This window comes from Paenibacillus sp. PAMC21692, assembly GCF_014303795.1.
In the GTDB taxonomy this organism is placed as follows: Bacteria; Bacillota; Bacilli; order Paenibacillales; family Paenibacillaceae; genus Pristimantibacillus; species Pristimantibacillus agaridevorans.
The window spans coordinates 2930021-2949299 of the sequence record NZ_CP060293.1; the positions used below are offsets into that span (position 1 = coordinate 2930021).

Consider the following 19279-nt stretch of genomic DNA (forward strand, 5'->3'; position numbering starts at 1 on the left):
TCGAATATGCCAAGCGAGACTGTTGCGATCCCGAAGCCTATAGAGAGGCGTCCCCAAAGAAGACTGCTGCCAGCAATGCTGTTTGGTTTCCTTGCGATTGCCGCGGTAATCACCGTCGGCTTGAAGGGAGGTACCCCTTCGCCGTCATGGGGAGAGCTGGCGGGGCTGCTTTTCGGAGAAGGAGATGACTTGGTCTGGACGATCGTAGCGGAAATTCGGCTGCCCCGTATAGTGCTGGGGCTCATGGTAGGCGCCATGCTGGCTGTCTCCGGTACGCTGATGCAAGGAGCGATGAACAATCGGCTTGCAGGCCCGGAATTGCTGGGCTTGTCCGCCGGGGCGTCGCTTGCTGCGGCCGCGATTCTGGTGCTGAGGCTGCCTGTTCCCTACCATCTGCAGCCGCTGTATGCCTTGGCGGGAGGGCTGGCTGGTGGCGCCGTCGTTATCATGGCCGCAAGGATCACCCGTGGTGCGGCGGGCATGCTGTTGATCGGGATGTCGGTCACGGCGATGTTGAACGGCCTGCTTATCGTGTTGATCGCCATGGGGGCCAGCAACGATGTGAATCTGCTTTATGCGTATCTGCTGGGTTCGCTTGCCAACCGCGGCTGGGAGCAAGTGCTTCGCGTGCTGCCTTGGTTCGCCGCCATGCTTCCCGTTGCGTTCGTTCTTGCGAAGCGGGTTAATCTCTTGCAGCTTGGCGACGAATCGGCTTCGGGGCTTGGCATCAACGCTGGTCTATCACGAATTGTGATCCTGCTTGCCAGCGCGATGTTAGTAGCGTCGACGGTCGCCGAGTGCGGTCCAATCGGCTATGTTTCCTTACTGGCTCCGCACCTGGCGCGAGCCGTCATACTTTCGCAGGACGCGCGTCTCGTATTGCCGGTCTCGGCGTTGATAGGAGCCGTTTTGCTCGCCTTGGCGGATCAACTGGGGCGGCTGCTGTTCGCTCCGTTGGAGCTGCCCGTCGGCGTTTGGACGACGTTGGTCGGCGGGACGGTCTTCCTGTTGATTCTGTCGAGAAGGAATGGAGGAGCATTCCATGGCGGACAATAAGGCTATTCCCGGAATCGGTGAACGGTCAGCCCGACATTCCCGCAGATTTTGGATCGTAACCGGTGTCCTGCTTGCCATGCTGACGGCGCTCGTGCTTCTCCATCTTGCATTCGGCCGAACGCCGCTGTCCTTGGAAGAGATAATGGCCGCCCTGTCAGGAAACGGGCAGGACGGGTACCGGCATATCGTCTGGAATCTGCGTCTGCCGCGGGCTCTTGTCGCCATGACGGCGGGAGGTCTTCTAGGACTTGCCGGAGCCATTCTTCAAGTCGTCATGCGGAATCCGCTCATGGAGCCGGGCTTGATCGGCGTGTCGGCAGGCGCGGTGTTGGCCGTCATATTGACGATGCAGTTCTCGTCGGCCGCGATTCCCATAAACGGACGGATGCCGATTGTCGCATTGGGAGGCGCATTGCTCTCGATTGGCATGCTTTACATGATCAATGGGAGAACCGGCGGCAGCGGCCCGCGATTGGCGTTGATCGGCGTCTTGGCAGCTTCCGTGCTGCAGGCGGCGAACTCATTGCTTATGCTGAGACAGCAGGAGGGCTTGGCATCCATCCTGCTGTGGTCGTTCGGTTCGCTTAACGGACGGGTATGGGCGCACTGGAACATGATATGGCCATGGGCGCTGGCGCTTGTTCCCTGCGCGCTGCTAATGGCAAGAAGGGCGGCGGTGCTGCAACTGGGCGACGAGACGGCGGTCGGGCTCGGCTTGCCCCTTTTTCGTACCCGGCTGCTCCTCTTGCTTCTTGCCGCGGCGCTGACGGCGGTATCCGTGTCCGCGGTAGGGGCCATCGGCTTCGCAGGTTTGATTGGTCCCCATATTGCGGCGAAGCTGGTCGGCCGGCATCCCGTCTATCTGTTTCCCGCAAGCGTATTGTTGGCGGGAACGCTGCTGATTGCCGCGGATTGGATCGCGGGGAGCGCGACGCTTTCCTTCTCGTTGCCGGGCATGGAGCATCGTGTGACGAGCTTGCCTGCAGGCGCGGTCACGACATTGCTGGGAGCACCGTTTTTTCTTTATCTGCTGCGTTTAACGAAAAAATTAATCTAGAATTTTCGAGGATATCTCGGATAAAGGCGAGAAAAAACGATATCCACGGATCAAATGAATAAGAAGCAACTGCTGCGAGCGTTTTATTGGCTATCTTTGAATTGAAACAACCATTTTTGAGCCGAAATGTCGTTTTACACCCTTCAATAAACGAGTTATGATCACTACATCATAAATTCGCTGAGTCTTCTTGAGGACAATGAAGAAGAGCGGGGGAACCAAACGGCGCTTATCGATAATGACAAGCGTCAGGGGTGAATCGGCATAACAACCGCCGTAGGGCTATCTAATGGCCCGAATCCGTCAGCTAACCTCGTAAGCGTTATTGGAATGGGTATGACTTCGGCTCGTTAAGCCGCAAGGTGCTGCCTTGCGGCTTTTTGCTGCGCTAAAAACGGCATGGGCCCGCCGGAATGCCGCAGCAAACGAAGTAGAAACCTTCCCTTCCAGCCAACAAAGCACAGGGGAGATGGACAAATTGAAAAAATCAACGATGAAAAGGCTCCAGTCGGGCGGTGGTTCTAATGTTATCCGCGCTTAAACGAGTGTTGATCGGAAGACCGCTGAAGTCGACGGAGCTTGGCGAGCAGAAGTTGAACAAAACAAAAGCGCTGGCGATTCTCTCGTCGGACGCGTTGTCGTCCGTCGCATACGGCCCCGAACAAATTCTGCTTGTGCTAATGACCGTCGGCATGGCCGCGTTCTGGTATTCCATTCCGATCGGAATCGGCGTCCTGCTGCTGCTGACGGCGCTTATTCTGTCATATCGGCAAATTATATACGCCTATCCGCAAGGGGGCGGCGCTTATGTCGTCTCGAAAGAAAATCTGGGCAAGTACCCCGGCCTTATCGCCGGCGCCTCCTTGTTGGTCGACTATATTTTAACGGTAGCGGTTAGCGTCTCGGCCGGAACCGATGCCATCACCTCCGCATTCCCGAGCTTGCATGCGTATACGGTGCCCATAGCCGTCGTATTCGTCATTCTGCTTACGCTGCTTAACCTGCGGGGCGTAACGGAGTCGGCGTCCGTCCTGGCTTATCCCGTATATTTGTTCGTTCTTGCATTGTTCGTTCTAATTGGAAAAGGATTGTACGACATGGCAACGGGAGCGATTCCGCAGGAATTGCATACGCCCGTAGGGACGCCGGTGGCAGGCATCGGACTTTTCCTGCTGCTGAAGGCATTCGCTTCCGGCAGCTCCGCGCTGACTGGGGTCGAAGCGATCTCCAACGCGATCCCGAACTTCAGGAAACCCGCGCCGGTCAATGCATCCAGAACGCTTGCCGCGATGGGGATTTTGCTCGCGGTGCTATTCTCGGGCATCGTTGTGATGGCCTACGAGTACGGAATCGCGCCGACTGCGGAGGCAACGGTCGTCTCGCAGATCGCGGAGGATGCTTTCGGGCGAAACTTCATGTATTATGCCATTCAGGGAACGACGGCGCTTATCCTCATTCTGGCGGCCAATACGGGCTATTCCGCTTTTCCCATGCTCGCGGTCAATCTGGCCAAAGATAAGTTTATCCCCAGAATGTTTACGGCGAGGGGCGACCGGCTTGGTTATTCCAACGGCATCATCATGCTTGGCATTTGTTCCATCCTGCTCATCGTGCTTTTTGGCGGACATACGGAACAGTTGATTCCGCTCTACGCGGTCGGCGTATTCATCCCGTTTACGCTGTCGCAATCCGGCATGATGCGCAAATGGCTTCGCGAGAAGCCGGCCGGCTGGGGGATCAAGCTCGCGATTAACACGGTCGGCGCGGCGATCAGCTTAGTGGTAACGATGATGTTTTTCCTGACGAAGTTTCCGCAGGTATGGCCCGTGCTCGTATTCCTGCCCGTCCTGATCTGGTTGTTGCTCGGCATTAACAGGCATTACGGAGCGGTGGGCGAGCAGCTTGGCCTATCCACGGGCGAGCCGGTGAAGGCTATCGAAGGCAACGTTCTGATTCTGCCAGTGGCAGGGATCACTCATGTCGTGGAGCAATCGCTGAGCTACGCGAGATCGCTTGCCGCCAGCCAGATCATCGCCGTATACGTGCCGTTCGAGCGGGAGGAGGAAGCCGCGTTCCGGGAAAAGTGGAGCAAGCTGCATCCGGACGTCAGGCTCGTCACCTTGCATTCGCCGTACCGGAGTATCATACAGCCGCTCATGAAGTTTATCGACGTCGTGGACCGCAAGGCCAAGGAAAATCATTACCAGGTGACGGTCATCATTCCCCAATTCATACCGAAGAAAGGCTGGCATAACTTCCTGCATAACCAGACCAGCTTCTATATCCGGACCCGCCTTCTGTATCAGAAGGACGTGATCGTCACGACCGTTCCTTACCATCTGAAAAAATAGCTTTGCCTTCCCGCAAAAAGAACCCCCGAATCGAGCAAGCCGAGCTTGCCCGTTTCCGGGGGTTTTTCTGTTGGCTGACATGCGCCTATTCGTTGACGACGAGTCGGCCACGAATCAGCTTCCGCTCGTAGCTTGCCGTTGGATGGTGGATACGCCAAAGCAATTGGTCCACGGCTCTTATGCCAAGGATCTCTTCCTCGACGTTGACCGTTGCGACCGTTACGCCGGGATAAGAGTTGTCGAAGCCGGTAAAGACGATGCCTTCGCTGGATGGATCAAGTTTCTTTACCGCCTTGGCTAACAGGCTTGCGTAATAATCGTTGGCGCAGACGAAAACCTGAGGGAGCGGTCTTGTCGCAAACGCTTCTCGAAGCGCCTCGTCGCAGCCCTCGTATTCGTACTGGAGCAAAGCCGGAATCTGATGCTGGGGAAGCCCGGCATCCATCAGAGCGGCGTTAAAACCGAGCCAACGCTCATAGAAGCTATAGGCATCGGCGATTTTGCCGACGAATTGGTACTCCCGATAACCCTTGCCGAGCATCGTCGACATGATTTCGTTTATGCCGGCCAGATTGTCGGAGAAGATACTGTCGCATGGGAAGCCCTTGTCCCAATGATCGACCATGACAACGGGCTTGCCGAGGCGGCGGCATTCGTGGAGGATGGGCGATGCGATGCTTCCGACGGCAAGAACCCCGATGATGGCTTCCGGGTTCAACAGCGAGAATAACGAGTGGATGTCGGGTTTGACCAGCGTAGCAAAATGAATGCCCTTCTGATTCAACGCGGCTGTTATCCCTTCGAACAGCGGCCCCCAGTAAGCGGATTCCGGATTCTGCGACCTTACGTCCGGGAAGAGGACAAGCACCGTTCCCGTCCATACCCGTCGTTGGTCCTCCGCTTGCTCGTCGCGTCGCCGGGGCGTTACCGCGGGTGGAATTTCCTTTCGGTAGCCGAGTTCTGCCGCTTTCTTGAGAATCAGCTCTCTGGAATGCGCGCTTACGCCGGACTTGCCGGCTAACGCGCGCGATACGGCATATTTGGACAAGCCGACGCTGTCGGCGATTTCTTGCATCGTTATTTTGCCTCGCATTAGACTTCTCCTCGATGTTTAATGGGAATCCGGGATAAAGGGGAAATACCCTCGGTTAAAATCTAACAGACACACGCGACGCTATATGTCCGATTTTTAACGTCAAACAAATCTAACAGACAGGAGGGACACTATTGGGTCGTAACGGAGCCAATATGCGCGATGATGATGCCAATAAGGTCGAGTATGTCCGTTAGCGTCATTTATGTCCGTTAGGCTGCGATAAAACTTACCTTTGAACGCGGTTGTTCAGTTTTTCGAAAGGCAAAGGGTAGAGGCTTTCGCATTTTGTTAGGAGGTCATTCGGCAACAAATAGTCTGCGCTAAGTGTAGCACTGAACGCCGGATTATCGCAACCATGGGGGAATAGATGCACCTAACAAATACTAACAAAATAAAAATTGACCATAAAATTAGGTTTTGTTATCATTTGTTATGAACGAGTTGATAGGTAAATGATGCAAGAGCAGAAAAAGCGATGACAGCACTCAGCATTTAGCATTTAGCATTTAGCAAGGAGAGGATATTATGAATAGATCTGTAACAACAAGCCAAGTAGGGCAAGAGACCGTGCAAACAGCGCTGAAGGATTGGAAGTTCAAGGCTTGCCGGGAATCGGAGTGGCTGCAGGCCGTTGTGCCGGGCTGCGTGCATACCGACCTGCGCCGCAACGGCATTATCGAAGATCCGTTTTATGCGACGAATGAACATGATCTGCAATGGATCGACAAGCTGGACTGGGAATACGAGACGGTTTTCGATCTGACGGAAGACCTGCTGGCGATGTCCGTGCTGGAGCTTGTTTTCGACGGATTGGATACGTATGCGGACGTCACGTTTAACGGCAAGCTGATCTTGTCCGTCAACAATATGTTCCGCTCCTGGCGAGCGGATGTAAAGGGATTGGCGAAGCCGAGCGGCAATCAGCTTCATATCCGCTTCCGCTCGCCGGTGACGGAAGATCTGCTGAAGATCGAGCGTCTAGGCTATAATCTGCCGGCAAGCAATGATCAGTCCGAGCTGGGCGGTCTCGGCGAAGACAAAATCAGCGTATTCGCAAGGAAAGCGCCTTATCATTACGGCTGGGACTGGGGCCCCCGCTTTGTCACCAGCGGCATCTGGCGCGAGGTTCGCGTCGTGGGCTGGAACGACGTCCGCGTGAACGACGTGTTCGTAAACCAGGAGCAAATATCGGCGGAAGCCGCCAAGCTGACCGTGGAAGTGGAGCTGGAGAGCGTCCGCTGCGCCGAAGGCAGCGTAAAGATTACCGCAGGAGGCGCGGAATGGAGTCTTGCGGTCAACCTTCAGCCTGGCGTTACTGTCGTGAAGGTTCCCGTGGAGATCGCGGAGCCGAAGCTGTGGTGGAGCAGAGGGCTGGGCGAGGCTCATTTGTACCATTTCCGCGCCACGTTTACGGAAGCGGGATCGTCGGAGCCGATTGCCGAGAAGTCGGTTCGCACGGGCCTGCGATCCGTTCGTTTGGTTCGCGAGAAGGACGAAGCGGGAGGCACGTTTTATTTTGAGCTGAACGGGGTTCCGGTGTTCGCCAAGGGCGCCAATCATATTCCGAACGACAGCTTCCTGACGGAAATCACGGAGGAGCGCTACAGACACGAGATTGTCTCGGCGGCCGAGTCGAACATGAATATGCTCCGCATATGGGGCGGCGGGATCTACGAGCAGCCCGCCTTCTATGAGATATGCGACGAATACGGCATTATGGTATGGCAGGACTTTATGTTCGCGTGCAGCATGTATCCGTGGGACGAACCCTTTCTCGAGAGCGTAAAGCTGGAAGCGCGGGAGAATGTGAAGAAGCTGCGCAACCATCCTTCCATCGTTCTCTGGTGCGGCAACAACGAGATCGATTCCGCATGGGCGGAGTATGACGAGACGGGAGGCTGGGGCTGGAAGAAGAATTATACTTCGGAGCAGCGCGCGAACATCTGGGCGGGCTACGAGAGCATCTTCCACCGCATTTTGCCGGAAGCCGTTAACGAGCTGGCTCCAGGCGCCGATTATTGGCCTTCCTCGCCGATGATCGATCTGACTGGAGATATTGGCCAACATGCTCATCCGCTGTCTACGGAAGGCGATATCCACTACTGGGGCGTTTGGCATTCTGTGGAGCCGTTCGAAAATTATAATGTCAAGGTCGGCCGCTTTATGAGCGAATACGGCTTCCAGTCGTTCCCGGAATACGACAGCGTGCGGACGTTTGCAGAAGAGGTCGACATGGAGCTGGAATCCAAGGTCATGCTGGCGCATCAGAAAAACGGCAACGGGAACAGGCTCATCAAGGAATATATGGATATCTACATGAACGAGCCCAAGGATTTCCCTTCGTTCCTGTATATGAGCCAGGTGCTTCAAGCCGAGGCGATGAAGACGGCGATCGAGGCCCATCGCAAGCGGATGCCTTACTGCATGGGGACGCTTTACTGGCAGATGAACGATTGCTGGCCGGTCGCTTCATGGGCGGGCATGGACTATTACGGCAAATGGAAGGCGCTGCAGTATTATGCTAAAACAAGCTTCGCCGACACGATTCTGTCGTTCGACCGCTCCGAGGGGGGCGAACTGCGCGTTTATGCTATCTCGGATTCATTGACTCCGGCGGAAGGCGAGCTGCGATTGACGTTGCATGATTTCGACGGCGAGATTCTTGCGCAAGAGACGCTGGCAGCGACGGTTGGAACGAACACGTCGACGCTTGTATATGCGGCAGACGAAGCGAAGTGGCTTGGCGGCCGCGATGCGGGCAGCATCGTTCTTGTCGCGGAGCTTGTCCAAGGCGAGGTGACGATCAGCCGGAAGGAGCATTATTTCGCTTACGCCAAAGGGCTGAAGCTGGGAGCGGCCGCCGTCGTTGTGACGGAGGTGGAAGGCAGCGGAGGGACGCGCTTCCTCGTATCCTCGAACGTGCTGGCGAAGCAGGTATGGCTGCGCGCCGAGCGGGAGGGCCGCTTCTCCGACAACTTCTTCGACGTCGTGCCGGGCAAGCCGATCGAGGTGGAATTCCAGCATCGCGCGCCGGGTCAGGCATTCAGCGTCCCGGCTGCGGCCGGAGTCGTAAACGCGACTTCGATGATCGATTACTTGGCTTAGTCCAACGTGGAAATAGCAGGCGTCATGCGTCATAAAGAGGTGGAGAGAGATGGAGCAGTGCCTGACAGGCACTGCTCCATCTCTTTTTTGTTACTTACCTCGAACTGAGGATAATGGGGGTGTGGCTAATTTTGTCGGACGTAGGTTTTAGATGGCACGCTCCAATCTTTTTCTCTTGGCAACAAAATATAGAGAAGCTAGTATATAAACAAATGAAAGGGAGGAAGGGACCGTGGGATGATCAAGCGCAGAATCGTGAAAATATCCAACATGTCGATATTTTACAAGATTTTAGTTACGTTCCTATGCATTATGACACCGTTGTTCGCGCTGGGCCTGCTTGTCAATGAATTGGGTAAATCGGAAGTCAAACGTCAAATCTCAAATTCCATCTCCATGAACACCCACTATTATTTCAAATCGCTGGAGGAAGAGCTGGAGCGGATCATACTTGCCCAGCAGCAATTTATCAATGACGAGGATCTAATCCAGCTTAGCTTCGAAACGCCCGTTCTGACGGAATATCAACGGACGCGAGCGATTAACCAATTGGTTAAAAGGCTTCATGTCCTCAAGGATTCAAGCGGCTACATCCAGGATGTCAGCCTGTATATTAAAGCGATTGACAGCACCCTTATGACCTCCAATCGGTCAACCGGCGATTTGTCCCCAGCCCAGGAAGCAGAGGAAATCGTAGAGGCGACGCGTCTGAGCGGTTCCCCGATGACGTGGTGGAAAGACCGCCTGTATTTGAATTTGCATTTGTCGCCGCTGAGAGCGCTTGCAGCAACCGGACAACAGGCTCATTTCGTGCAAAATATCGAGCTATCCACCGATGCGCTGCGCAAAGCGTTGGCTGCCTTTCCGCAGGAAGGCGCTGCCATATTGGTCAACGAGCATTGGCAAATTCATAACGACAGATACACAGCGCAGCTCCAGCCGATGCTGGAACAATTGGCCCCGTATATTGCCCAAGAGGATCATTTTACCCGCCCGGTCAAAATCGGCAGCGACACGTATCTCGCGGTTTATGAAAAATCGTATTTCCTGGATACCGCGCTGCTGTTCTATTTTCCGGAAAATATCATTGTCGGACAGCTTAAAAACTACGGCTTATGGTCCTGGCTGCTCATTGGCTGCTCGCTGGTCATCGTCATCCTGTTCTCGTACGGCATCTACTTGCTGATCCACCGCCCGATGCAGCTATTGGTCAAACGGTTCCGAAGCGTGGAGGAAGGGAATTTGCAAATTGCGGCGCCGCTTCATCGGGGCGACGAGTTCGGGTACCTGTTCAACCGGTTTGATCGGACGGTTCAACGGCTGAGCCAATTGATCGACGAACTGTACGTCCAGAAAATCCGCCTGCAGCAGTCCGAGCTAAAGCAACTGCAAATGCAGATCGCCCCACATTTTTTGTACAACAGCTTTTTTACGCTGCAGCATTTGATTCGGAATGATGAAAATGAGGCGGCCCAGCGGGTCGCGCGGAATTTGGGCGATTACTTTCGGTATATTACACGCAACGGCTTGGAGGAGGTCAGTCTGGGCGAGGAGTTCAAGCATGTATGCGCCTACGTGGAAATCCAGAAGATGAGATTTGCCAACCGGATCGCGGTGGAGGCGGACGAATTGCCCTTCTCCTTGCAGACGCTACCCGTACCTAGACTCATTTTGCAGCCCGTAGTAGAAAACGCTTTCGAGCATGGCTTGGATCATGTGGTAGCAGAGGGCAAGCTCAGCCTGCGCTTTGAGCTTCGCAAGGACCAACTGGCTTTTATCGTCGAAGATAACGGTACGGGAATGGATCAAATCGAATTAGCCGGGCTTGTCCGTAAGCTGACGCTTGACGAAGAGATGGAGACGACCGGACTGATCAATATCCACCGCAGGCTGAAGTTGAGGTACGGGGAGCGGGGAGGCATTGAAGTAAGTCGCAGCGCGCTGGGAGGACTGCGCGTAGAGCTCTTTATTCCAATCGAAGGGGAGAATGACGATGTATCGAGTGCTGATCATAGATGACGAGCCGATGATTGTCGAAAGTCTGGAGCAGACGCTGCGGGAGGAGAAGCAGTGGGAGTTAACGATTTATCAAGCGTTTAATGTGTACGATGCGCTGGAATGCATGGGGCAGAACCGGGTGGATATCGTCCTGTCCGATATCCGAATGCCAGGGATGACCGGCATCGAGCTGCATCAGCGCATCAAGTCGAGCTGGCCGCGCTGCCGGTTTATCTTTGTGACGGGATACAACGAATTCCACTATGCCCGAGATGCTATTCGTACAGGCGGGGTGGTCGATTATGTGCTTAAGAACGAAGACAGCGGCGTTATCGTGGAGGCCGTCCGGAAGGCGATTGCCGAACTGGATGAGCTGGAAGACCGGAGCAGCTACTTGCATCACGTGCAGGGCAAGCTCCATGTAGCGCTCGCCGCACTGCGCAAAGATACGATGTTCGAGCTGATGCGAAGCTTGCCCGCCGATCCGGTCGTCGTCAAGGACAAGCTCGAAGCGGCGGAAATCGGCTTGACGCCATCGGAACCGCTGCTCGTGGCCATCGGGAGGCTGGATCCCCTCGATACCGACTGGAGCGAGGCGGACTGGGAATTGCTGATGTTTGCGTGCCAAAATATTGCGGAGGAATATTTGGATCCCACGATCGTTCATGCAACCGTGCAATACAGTCGCCATCAATTTATTTGGTTTATGCAGTCCAAAGGGGAGGCGGATTCGCATGCGTGGAAGCATCTTGCCTCGCGGGCGTACGACATCATGGAGGCCGTGCAGGAGACATGCAGGAGACTGCTCAAGCTGCCGTTGTCTGCAGCGTTGGGACGGGAGCCGGTAGCATGGGAGCGGCTCGGCAGCCAGTTCGAGCATCTGGCCGCGCTGCTGGACGAGCATTCGCATGGCGAGCAGGAGTGGCTGATTCAGGATTCCGAGCAACTGGCCAGTCGAAAATCGATTTCAGTGGATGTCGGTGCGGAGACAAACGGGCAGGAGGAGCGACTGATCCTGGTTCTGCACCGGTATATCCAGAGCAATCTGGGCGGCGACCTGTCTCTGGTCAGGCTTGCGGAGCAGGTTCACCACAGCCCCAGCTATTTGTCCAGACAATATAAACGGATTACCGGTACGATGCTGTCGGATTACATTACGGAGGAGCGCATGAGGCTGGCTCAACGGCTGCTGGCTTCATCGACGATGAAAATTCAGGAAATTGCCTCTCAAGCCGGTTATGAAGCCGCGCCGCAATTCAACCGGTCGTTTAAGAAATGGTGCCAGATGACGCCCCAGGGGTACCGCGATCGACACTTCGCATTCGGCAATGATCAAACTACGCAATAGATGCTAAGAAAAACAACAATGGCAAATAGCGGGCGGAAACCCGATCCCTTAAGCTAGATATGAAAGCAAATACGACTTTTGGGGGAATGCACGATGAAAGCCAAAAAAGCCAAGCTGGTAGCAATCTGCGTGTTGTCGCTGCTGCTCGTGATCGTCTCGGCTTGCTCGAACTCCGGCAGCCCGAGCAACGGCAGCACGAACAACGGCAATAGCGGTGCCGTAAATAACGGCGATACCGGCACAGACACTGGCAACAAAGATGACGGGGAAGTCATCGACCCGATGGGCAAAATCGATCCGCCGGTCGAAATAACGGCGATTCGCCCGCTGGACTCCACGACCAAATTCGCCGAAGGCGAATCCATTGAAAACAACGCCTGGAACCGGCTGTATGAACAGGAATTCGGCATCAAGCTTAAATATTTGTGGGTCGCGGATACGAGCCAATACGATCAGAAATTTAATGTGGCCATGGTATCCGGCAAACTGGCGGACATTATGCCTGTAAACGCCATTCAGTTCCAGCAGTTGGTCGATGCGGATCAGCTCGAGGATTTAAGCGAAGCGTTGGAAAAATACGGAACGGAGAAATCGAAGCTGCTGCTGGAGAAAGACGGCGGCGTGGGACTCGACTCCGCCACCTTTAACGGCAAGCTTCTCGGCCTGCCGCTGGCAAGCAGCTATACGGACAACGCCCCGCTGCTGTGGGTGCGCACCGACTGGCTGGAGAAGCTGGGATTGCCCGAGCCGAAGACGATGGACGACGTGCTCGCGATTGCCGACGCTTTTGTCAATCAGGATCCCGACAACAACGGACAGAAGGATACGTACGGACTGGGCGTCGAGAAACTGTTTTACGGCGCGGTGCCGGGGCTGCAAGGATTTTTTAACAGCTACCACGCTTATCCGGAAATTTGGGTCAAGGACGACGAAGGCAAGCTCGTCTACGGAAGCATCCAGCCGGAGATGAAAGAAGCGCTCGCCAAGCTGCAGCAGATGTATAAAGACGGTTTGATCGACCGCGAGTTCGGGGTCAAGGATGCGGAGAAAATTTTCCAGGCCGTCAACTCGGGCAAGATGGGCATGTTCTACGGCTTGATGTATGCGCCGTTGTTGTTCCAGGATGGCAAAACCAATGATCCGAACATGGACTGGAAGGCATTCCCGCTGCCGTCTATTGACGGAGAGGTTGCCAAGCCGCAAACGCCATTTACCGTAGGACGTTATTACGTGGTCCGCAAAGGCGTCAAAAACCCGGAAGCGGCCGTGAAGATGCTGAATGCTTTCCATTATGGCTGGGAGGACAAATATCCGCCGACCGAAATTACGCAAGACGGGGATATCGAAAAATGGCATTATGCGCTTGTCACCGGCTCCAATCCGACGCAAAACCTGGATATGTACGTCAAAGTAACCGAAGGCCTGGAGAAAAACGATACGTCGGGCTTTGATGCGCCCGGGCAGAACGTATTCTACGACAGCATTGTCAAGTTTAGAGAAGGCGATATGAGCGGTTGGGGCTACACCCGAGTGTACGACGCGCAAAAGCTGCTTTATGAATACAACCAGAACAACGGCTACCAGATGACCGAATATATTGCCGGTCCAACGCCAACGATGGTCGAAAAGGATTCGACCCTGAAAAAAATGGAGCTGGAGACGTTTACCAAAATCGTCATGGGTGAAGCTTCAATTGACGAATTCGACGACTTTGTAAGTGATTGGAAAAAGCTGGGCGGCGACGTCATTACCGAAGAAGTAGCGGCATGGCATAAGAGCAAAAACGGAAATTGACGGAGGGGGGCGGCCGGCATGGCTGTCAGGACAGTGACTGGAGAAATATCGGCGGACCGCCTCGGCATTGTATTGCCGCATGAGCATGCCTTTATCGATTTGCGCAAGCTGGTTCCCGAGCCGCAGTCCATCTCCGGCAAGGTGCTGGCGCAAGAGAAGGTTCATATGGGCAACCTGGGCGTGCTGCAGCGAAATCCCTATGCCGTACTGGACAATGCGTTGATCGAGGATGAGAACGTCATCAAACAAGAATTGCTTGCCTTCAAAAAGGCGGGCGGCAGCACGATCGTGGATCTGACGCTGCGCGATATCGGGCGCGATCCCATCCTGCTGTCGGGGCTGTCCCGGGAGCTTGGCCTGAACATCGTCGCCGGCTGCGGCTATTATATCCAGGCTTCTCATCCGCCGGACATGGAGGAGCGGACGGTGGAAGGCATTGCCGAAGAAATGGTAGCGGAAATACGCTTTGGCATGGACGGCACGGCGGTAAAGGCCGGCGTCATCGGGGAGATCGGCACAAGCGCCGTTATTCATCCCGATGAACGCAAGGCTCTGCTGGCGGCAGCCCTGGCCCAACAGGAGACCGGACTCGGCGTCCACGTTCATACCGACCTGTGGGCGAGGCAAGGGCTGGAGGTGATGCGGATCTTGACGGGCGAAGGCGTGCCCCCGGACAAAATCTGCATCAATCATGTCGATGTCGATATCCATTTGGATTATTTGCGGGCGCTGCTCCATGCCGGAGCTATTATTGAATTCGACAACTTCGGCAAGGAATTTTATGCGGACCGCCGCCATCGGAGCGTGCTGAAGGGGCTGTTCGCCCGCGATATCGACCGGGTGCGGACGATCAAGCTGCTGATCGATGAGGGGTTTACGCATCAGATCATGATTTCCACCGACGTTTGTCTAAAGACGGCGCTACGGCATTACGGAGGCTGGGGTTTCGACCACATGCTGACGAACGTTGTGCCGATGCTGGAGGATGAAGGCGTTGCGGCGGACGAAATCGAGATGCTGATGCGCGTCAATCCGGCTCGTTTCCTGGACGACGGGCGTCCATCGCAGTCGCCTGCGGCTTCGGAGTCCGCAGAGGAGGCTCGCGATGCAATTCATTGATGCCAGCTGCGCAATCGGTTATCGGACGGTCAATTACGAGATCGTCAACCATGAGCGTTTCTACGTGCAGGAGCGGGTGAAGCAGGCCCGGGACGGCAGGGAGTTGATCGAGGAGCTCGATTTTTGCGGCATTGACCAGGCGGTCATCAGCCATAATGCCATGATCGATGTGGATCCCGGCTACGGCAACAAGCTGGCGGCGGCGGAAGCGGCCGGGTCGGGCGATCGGCTGCTGCCCTCGTGGGCGATCGCTCCGCCAGTGACCGAGCCGGAATATGCGCCGTCGGCGCTATTTCCGGCGATGCAGGCGGCCGGCGTAAAGCTGCTGCGGGCCTACCCGGCCCGCAATCGCTACATGCTCGGGCGCGTGGCGATGGAGCCGCTGCTCGGCGAAATCGCGTCGATGCGCATCCCGCTTTATTTGTCGCCGAGCGAAGGGTGGGAACCGATCTATCAGGTCTTGCAGGAATATCCCGATCTCACGGTCATCTTGACCAATTACGGATTGTGGAGCCACGCGAGATTGACCTTCCCGCTGCTCCGGGCTTACCCGAACTTCTACATCGAAACCGGAGATATGCAGACCGCGGGCGAAATACGGGAGATTTGCCGGCTGTTCGGCCCGGAGCGGCTGCTCTTCGGTTCGGGTTTTCCGAGCAACGCCATCGGCGGACCCTTGGCGGCGCTCCGCGGTAGCGGTATCTCGGAGGAGGCGATGAGCGCGATCGCAAGCGGTAATTTATTGCGCCTACTAGGGGAGGTGGCCTTATGAGCAGGACCGGCATACCCGAGATGGCGAATCGTTCCCGGCTTGCACGGGAATTTATGGAGCTTGGCCGGCTGGAAAGCTTGCCGATTATCGACATTCATACGCATATGGGGCCGTTCTACGGCACTTATTTGCCGGAGGCGCCGCTGCCGCACATGCTGGCCGAGATGGAGCGGGAGAATATCGACTGGATCGTATCGGCGCCGCATAGCGCGTTGTTCGATCCCATCGCGGGCAATCGGGAGATTGTCGCGGCGATGGCGGATCATCCCAAGAAAATTTACGGTTATTATACCGTTAATCCTCACTATTTGGATCGAATTAATGAGGATTTGAATGAATACGATGCAATCGACAACTACGTCGGATTCAAGCTGCTGCCGGACTATCATAAGTATCCGCTTACAGGCGATAGATTTACGCCGATCTATGAATTTGCCAATGAGCGCGGGCTGCTGCTGCTCTCCCATACATGGGGGCACAGCCGCTATAATCCGCCGGGGATGATCGCCGAGCTGGCCGTCAAATATCCCAATATTCGTTTCCTGATGGGGCATTCCGCACCGGGAGAAACGGATTACGCGATCGAAGCGGCGGCCTCTCTGCCCAATGTCTATCTGGAGCTGTGCGATACCGGGCGCTTGAACGGACTGATCGCCAAGATGGTTCGCGAGGCGTCGTCCGAGAAGGTCGTTTTCGGGACGGATTTCCCTTGGTATGATCCGCACTACATGCTGGGCAGCGTGCTGTTCTCCGGCATCGACGATCGCGAGATAAGCAATATCGTACATCACAACGCGGCGGCTCTGGTCGGCGGAGTGCTGCAGCGAAAAGCAAAGCGAGGATGAATGGAATGACCCAATTAATCGAATCGTTCGAAACGGCAAGAGGCAATGTGTTTGGCGATTTGCTGTCCAAGCGGGAGCAAGGCGGCAAGCTGAAAATCGGATTGGTTACCGTCGCTTTCTTCGAGTATTGGCGGATGTTCTCCCCGGAGATGAAAGGCAACGTCACCGGAGACATGGCACATTTGCATGACCATTTGCGGCAGCGTCTCCCGTTCTGCGAGATACTCTGGCCGGGGCTGATCGACACGCTGGACGCGGCCGAGCAAGCCGGCCTGGAGCTGGCGGAGCGGCAGGTCGACCTGATCATTTACGCGGCGGGCACGTATTGTCCGGATTACATGGCGATTCAATTGCTGGAGCATGTGCGGCAGGCGCCGGTGCTGATGTTTAATACGCAACGCGACAACCGCATCAATCTCAAAACGAATTATGAAAACATTATTCGCAACAGCGCCTTGATTGCCAATATGCAGCTAGCGGCTTCCTTTCGCAAGATGGGCTGGTACAAGGACTTGCACGTCGTGGTTGGTTCACTGGACGATGAAGCCGCGTATGGCGAAATAGCCTGTTATGCCCGCGCCCTCAAGGCTTACAAGGAGCTTAAACGCGTGAACCTGGGCGTCATCGGCCATGTATTCCGCGGCATGTACGACTTCGAATATGACAAGACGATGGTGAAAGGCACGCTCGGTCCCAATCTGATCGCCGTCCAATTAAGCCACTTGCTGGAACAATACGAGCAGGCGGGAGACAAGGAAACGGAAGAAGCGGTCGCCGCCGCGCGGCAGCAATTTAATATTGTCGGCGTGGGACAGGACGATTTGGACAAGTCGGCGCGGATGTATGTAGCGCTTCGCCATACGCTGGAGCGTTTCCGGCTCGACGGCTTGACGCTGCTCGGCCAGCATTACGTGGAGCAGAAGACGGGAACGACCTCTTATTTGGCCCATACCTTGCTTCACGAGGAAGCGCAATACGTGACGAACACGGAAGGCGACGTGCATGGGTTGATCATCATGAAGCTGATGCATCTGCTGACGGGCAAAGTGCCCGCTTATGCGGAATGGGGCGAGTTCGACGAGGAGCTGAACGCACTGCTCATTGTCCATCATGGCTTCGCCGATCCCTCGTACGCCGCCGACCGCGGCAGCGTGCAGGTGAACCGATCGCCGGAGCAATGGGGGCTGGAAGGAGCAGGATTTGGCTTCGAATATACGCTGAAGCCGGGCGTCGTGACGGTCAGCCATCTGATCAACGATGCGGAAGGCTACAAGATGCTGATTGTACGGGGAGAGGCGCTGCACATTCCCGAAAATATTCCGTGCGAGGAAATTACGGCCGTCGTCAAGTTTGAACAGCCCATCAAACTTTTGTTGCGGCGGCTCATTAAGGAAGGTTTCGCGCATCACTGCATTATCGGGTACGGCGACCTGACCGCCGAGTTGGCGCATGTAGCCGACTTTATGGGCATTCGCAAAATGGTGTACGAAGGGAGCGGGGAAGCATGAACAACGAAGCACGGACAGACGGAGGCGCATCCATCCCGGCGGCGGAGTTCCGCGAGCGGGCGGAACGGCTGCAGGCGTTGATGAAATCGCGGGGGATGCAGGCATGTCTCGTCTACGGAGACGAATACCGCAAGGAAAACCTGCGTTATATAAGCAACTATTGGCCGCTGTTCGAACGCGGGGCGGCCGTGGTGCCGTCGACGGGCGCACCGATTATTATCGCGGCTCCGGAAGGGGAGCAGTTGTGCAGGGAAATGGCGGCCTGGAGCGATATCAGGCTGCTGCAGGAGTTTACATGCGTCACGGTGCCCGACACGATCGAATATCCCAGGGCCGATTATGCCAGTCTTGGCGCCATTTTCGCGGAGCTTCGCGCGGCGGGGCCGCTTACGCGCATCGGCATTGCCGGGCTGCAAGACATCCCGGAGCCGCTTATGGCGATCATTCGGGCGGCCGCGGGAGAAGCGGAGCTGGCGGATGCCGGCGGACTGTTGTATGAGCTGCGGATGACCAAATCCGCTCACGAGATCGCTTGCCTGCAGGAAGCGGCGCGCATCGCGGATGCGGGCTACCGGCGGATGATCCGGGAGGTGAGACCCGGCATGACGGAGCTGGAGCTGGCGGCGCTGGCCTATGGGGAATGCACGAAGGAAGGCGCGGAGTTTATGCCGTTTATCGTGCTTGCAACCGGGGCGCGCGTCGATACCATCATCGGCCGTCCGACCCGCAAGGTCATTGCGGACGGAGACATGGTGATGGCGGCAATCGCCGTGCAGTACGAAGGTTATGTCGCCACCGTCGGATTTCCGTTTGTAGCCGGGACGATGTCGGAAGGCCAGCGGCGGTTTATCGACATCCTGGTGGAGGCGGAAGAAGGGGCGCTGAACGAGTTAAAGCCGGGCGTTCCGATGGGACAGCTGGTTCGCGCGGTGAAGGAACGGTTTACCCGGCATGGCGTAACCGAATACGACCTGTATCCCCCGATGCATGGCTGCGGGCTGGCGGAAGCGGAGTCGCCGTACCCCGACGAGCACAGCGAAGCGCGGTTTGCCGCGGGCATGACGGTCAATACGGATGTCAGCTTGTTCGGGCACCCGCATGGTTCGAACCGGATCGAAGAGAGCTTGCTCGTTACGGATGAGGGTTATCGGTCGATGTCCGGGCTGGTACGGCAGCTAAGCAAAACCTGGCGTGAAGAAGGCGTCATTGAAGCGAGATAGAAAGGAGATC

The 19279-nt window shown here is 55.9% G+C and carries 13 protein-coding genes and 1 riboswitch; of the genes, 12 read left to right on the plus strand and 1 reads right to left on the minus strand.

Annotated features, from left to right (window positions below; genetic code table 11):
* Positions 1 to 6: 6 nt before the first annotated feature.
* From H7F31_RS11465 to H7F31_RS11475, 3 genes are all read left to right on the plus strand, one after another.
* On the plus strand, positions 7 to 1056 hold the full coding sequence (locus H7F31_RS11465) for a FecCD family ABC transporter permease (RefSeq protein ID WP_261800385.1): 1050 nt from the start codon (positions 7 to 9) through the stop codon (positions 1054 to 1056).
* A complete protein-coding gene (locus tag H7F31_RS11470) occupies positions 1043 to 2113 on the plus strand; it encodes a FecCD family ABC transporter permease (RefSeq protein WP_187104289.1) in 1071 nt (356 codons plus the stop codon). The genes H7F31_RS11465 and H7F31_RS11470 overlap by 14 nt, the downstream gene beginning before the upstream one ends.
* 168 nt (positions 2114 to 2281) lie before the next feature.
* A riboswitch (cyclic di-AMP (ydaO/yuaA leader) is annotated at positions 2282 to 2450 on the plus strand.
* A 187-nt stretch (positions 2451 to 2637) separates the two neighbouring features.
* Positions 2638 to 4464: an APC family permease gene (locus H7F31_RS11475; RefSeq protein ID WP_187104290.1), complete on the plus strand. Its 1827-nt coding sequence runs from the start codon at positions 2638 to 2640 to the stop codon at positions 4462 to 4464.
* An 85-nt stretch (positions 4465 to 4549) separates the two neighbouring features.
* Here the strand turns inward: H7F31_RS11475 and H7F31_RS11480 are convergent, their stop codons facing one another.
* On the minus strand, positions 4550 to 5557 hold the full coding sequence (locus H7F31_RS11480) for a LacI family DNA-binding transcriptional regulator (protein ID WP_187104291.1): 1008 nt from the start codon (positions 5555 to 5557) through the stop codon (positions 4550 to 4552).
* 528 nt (positions 5558 to 6085) lie between these two features.
* Here H7F31_RS11480 and H7F31_RS11485 point away from each other — a divergent pair.
* The 9 genes from H7F31_RS11485 to H7F31_RS11525 all read left to right on the plus strand — a co-directional run bounded on the left by H7F31_RS11485 (position 6086) and on the right by H7F31_RS11525 (position 19269).
* Positions 6086 to 8665, plus strand: coding sequence for a beta-mannosidase (locus H7F31_RS11485; protein WP_187104292.1), 2580 nt, complete (start codon positions 6086 to 6088; stop codon positions 8663 to 8665).
* A gap of 237 nt (positions 8666 to 8902) precedes the next feature.
* Positions 8903 to 10684 carry a sensor histidine kinase gene (locus tag H7F31_RS11490; protein WP_187104293.1) on the plus strand — a complete coding sequence of 594 codons (1782 nt, stop codon included), beginning with the start codon at positions 8903 to 8905 and terminating at the stop codon, positions 10682 to 10684.
* Positions 10659 to 12011 carry a response regulator gene (locus H7F31_RS11495; RefSeq protein WP_187104294.1) on the plus strand — a complete coding sequence of 451 codons (1353 nt, stop codon included), beginning with the start codon at positions 10659 to 10661 and terminating at the stop codon, positions 12009 to 12011. The genes H7F31_RS11490 and H7F31_RS11495 overlap by 26 nt, the downstream gene beginning before the upstream one ends.
* A gap of 93 nt (positions 12012 to 12104) precedes the next feature.
* On the plus strand, positions 12105 to 13805 hold the full coding sequence (locus H7F31_RS11500) for an extracellular solute-binding protein (protein ID WP_187104295.1): 1701 nt from the start codon (positions 12105 to 12107) through the stop codon (positions 13803 to 13805).
* A gap of 18 nt (positions 13806 to 13823) precedes the next feature.
* On the plus strand, positions 13824 to 14924 hold the full coding sequence (locus H7F31_RS11505; protein ID WP_187104296.1) for a phosphotriesterase family protein: 1101 nt from the start codon (positions 13824 to 13826) through the stop codon (positions 14922 to 14924).
* Positions 14911 to 15696: an amidohydrolase family protein gene (locus H7F31_RS11510; RefSeq protein ID WP_187104297.1), complete on the plus strand. Its 786-nt coding sequence runs from the start codon at positions 14911 to 14913 to the stop codon at positions 15694 to 15696. Before H7F31_RS11505 ends, H7F31_RS11510 begins: the two co-directional genes overlap by 14 nt.
* Entirely contained in the window at positions 15693 to 16541 is an 849-nt protein-coding gene (locus tag H7F31_RS11515) for an amidohydrolase family protein (RefSeq protein ID WP_187104298.1), read from the plus strand. The genes H7F31_RS11510 and H7F31_RS11515 overlap by 4 nt, the downstream gene beginning before the upstream one ends.
* Positions 16542 to 16546: 5 nt before the next feature.
* Positions 16547 to 18049 (plus strand): hypothetical protein, encoded by a 1503-nt coding sequence (locus H7F31_RS11520; RefSeq protein ID WP_187104299.1) that lies wholly within the window; start codon positions 16547 to 16549, stop codon positions 18047 to 18049.
* Positions 18046 to 19269, plus strand: a complete 1224-nt coding sequence (locus tag H7F31_RS11525; RefSeq protein WP_187104300.1) for a M24 family metallopeptidase — start codon at positions 18046 to 18048, stop codon at positions 19267 to 19269. Before H7F31_RS11520 ends, H7F31_RS11525 begins: the two co-directional genes overlap by 4 nt.
* The last annotated feature ends 10 nt before the right edge of the window (positions 19270 to 19279 follow it).

Coding starts and splice junctions, on each gene's coding strand:
- H7F31_RS11490 (WP_187104293.1), top strand. CDS start 8,903: ATGATCAAGCGCAGAATCGTGAAAATATCCAACATGTCGATATTTTAC.
- H7F31_RS11500 (WP_187104295.1), top strand. CDS start 12,105: ATGAAAGCCAAAAAAGCCAAGCTGGTAGCAATCTGCGTGTTGTCGCTG.
- H7F31_RS11520 (WP_187104299.1), top strand. CDS start 16,547: ATGACCCAATTAATCGAATCGTTCGAAACGGCAAGAGGCAATGTGTTT.
- H7F31_RS11510 (WP_187104297.1), top strand. CDS start 14,911: ATGCAATTCATTGATGCCAGCTGCGCAATCGGTTATCGGACGGTCAAT.
- H7F31_RS11475 (WP_187104290.1), top strand. CDS start 2,638: ATGTTATCCGCGCTTAAACGAGTGTTGATCGGAAGACCGCTGAAGTCG.
- H7F31_RS11465 (WP_261800385.1), top strand. CDS start 7: ATGCCAAGCGAGACTGTTGCGATCCCGAAGCCTATAGAGAGGCGTCCC.
- H7F31_RS11505 (WP_187104296.1), top strand. CDS start 13,824: ATGGCTGTCAGGACAGTGACTGGAGAAATATCGGCGGACCGCCTCGGC.
- H7F31_RS11525 (WP_187104300.1), top strand. CDS start 18,046: ATGAACAACGAAGCACGGACAGACGGAGGCGCATCCATCCCGGCGGCG.
- H7F31_RS11485 (WP_187104292.1), top strand. CDS start 6,086: ATGAATAGATCTGTAACAACAAGCCAAGTAGGGCAAGAGACCGTGCAA.
- H7F31_RS11470 (WP_187104289.1), top strand. CDS start 1,043: ATGGCGGACAATAAGGCTATTCCCGGAATCGGTGAACGGTCAGCCCGA.
- H7F31_RS11495 (WP_187104294.1), top strand. CDS start 10,659: ATGTATCGAGTGCTGATCATAGATGACGAGCCGATGATTGTCGAAAGT.
- H7F31_RS11480 (WP_187104291.1), bottom strand. CDS start 5,557: ATGCGAGGCAAAATAACGATGCAAGAAATCGCCGACAGCGTCGGCTTG.
- H7F31_RS11515 (WP_187104298.1), top strand. CDS start 15,693: ATGAGCAGGACCGGCATACCCGAGATGGCGAATCGTTCCCGGCTTGCA.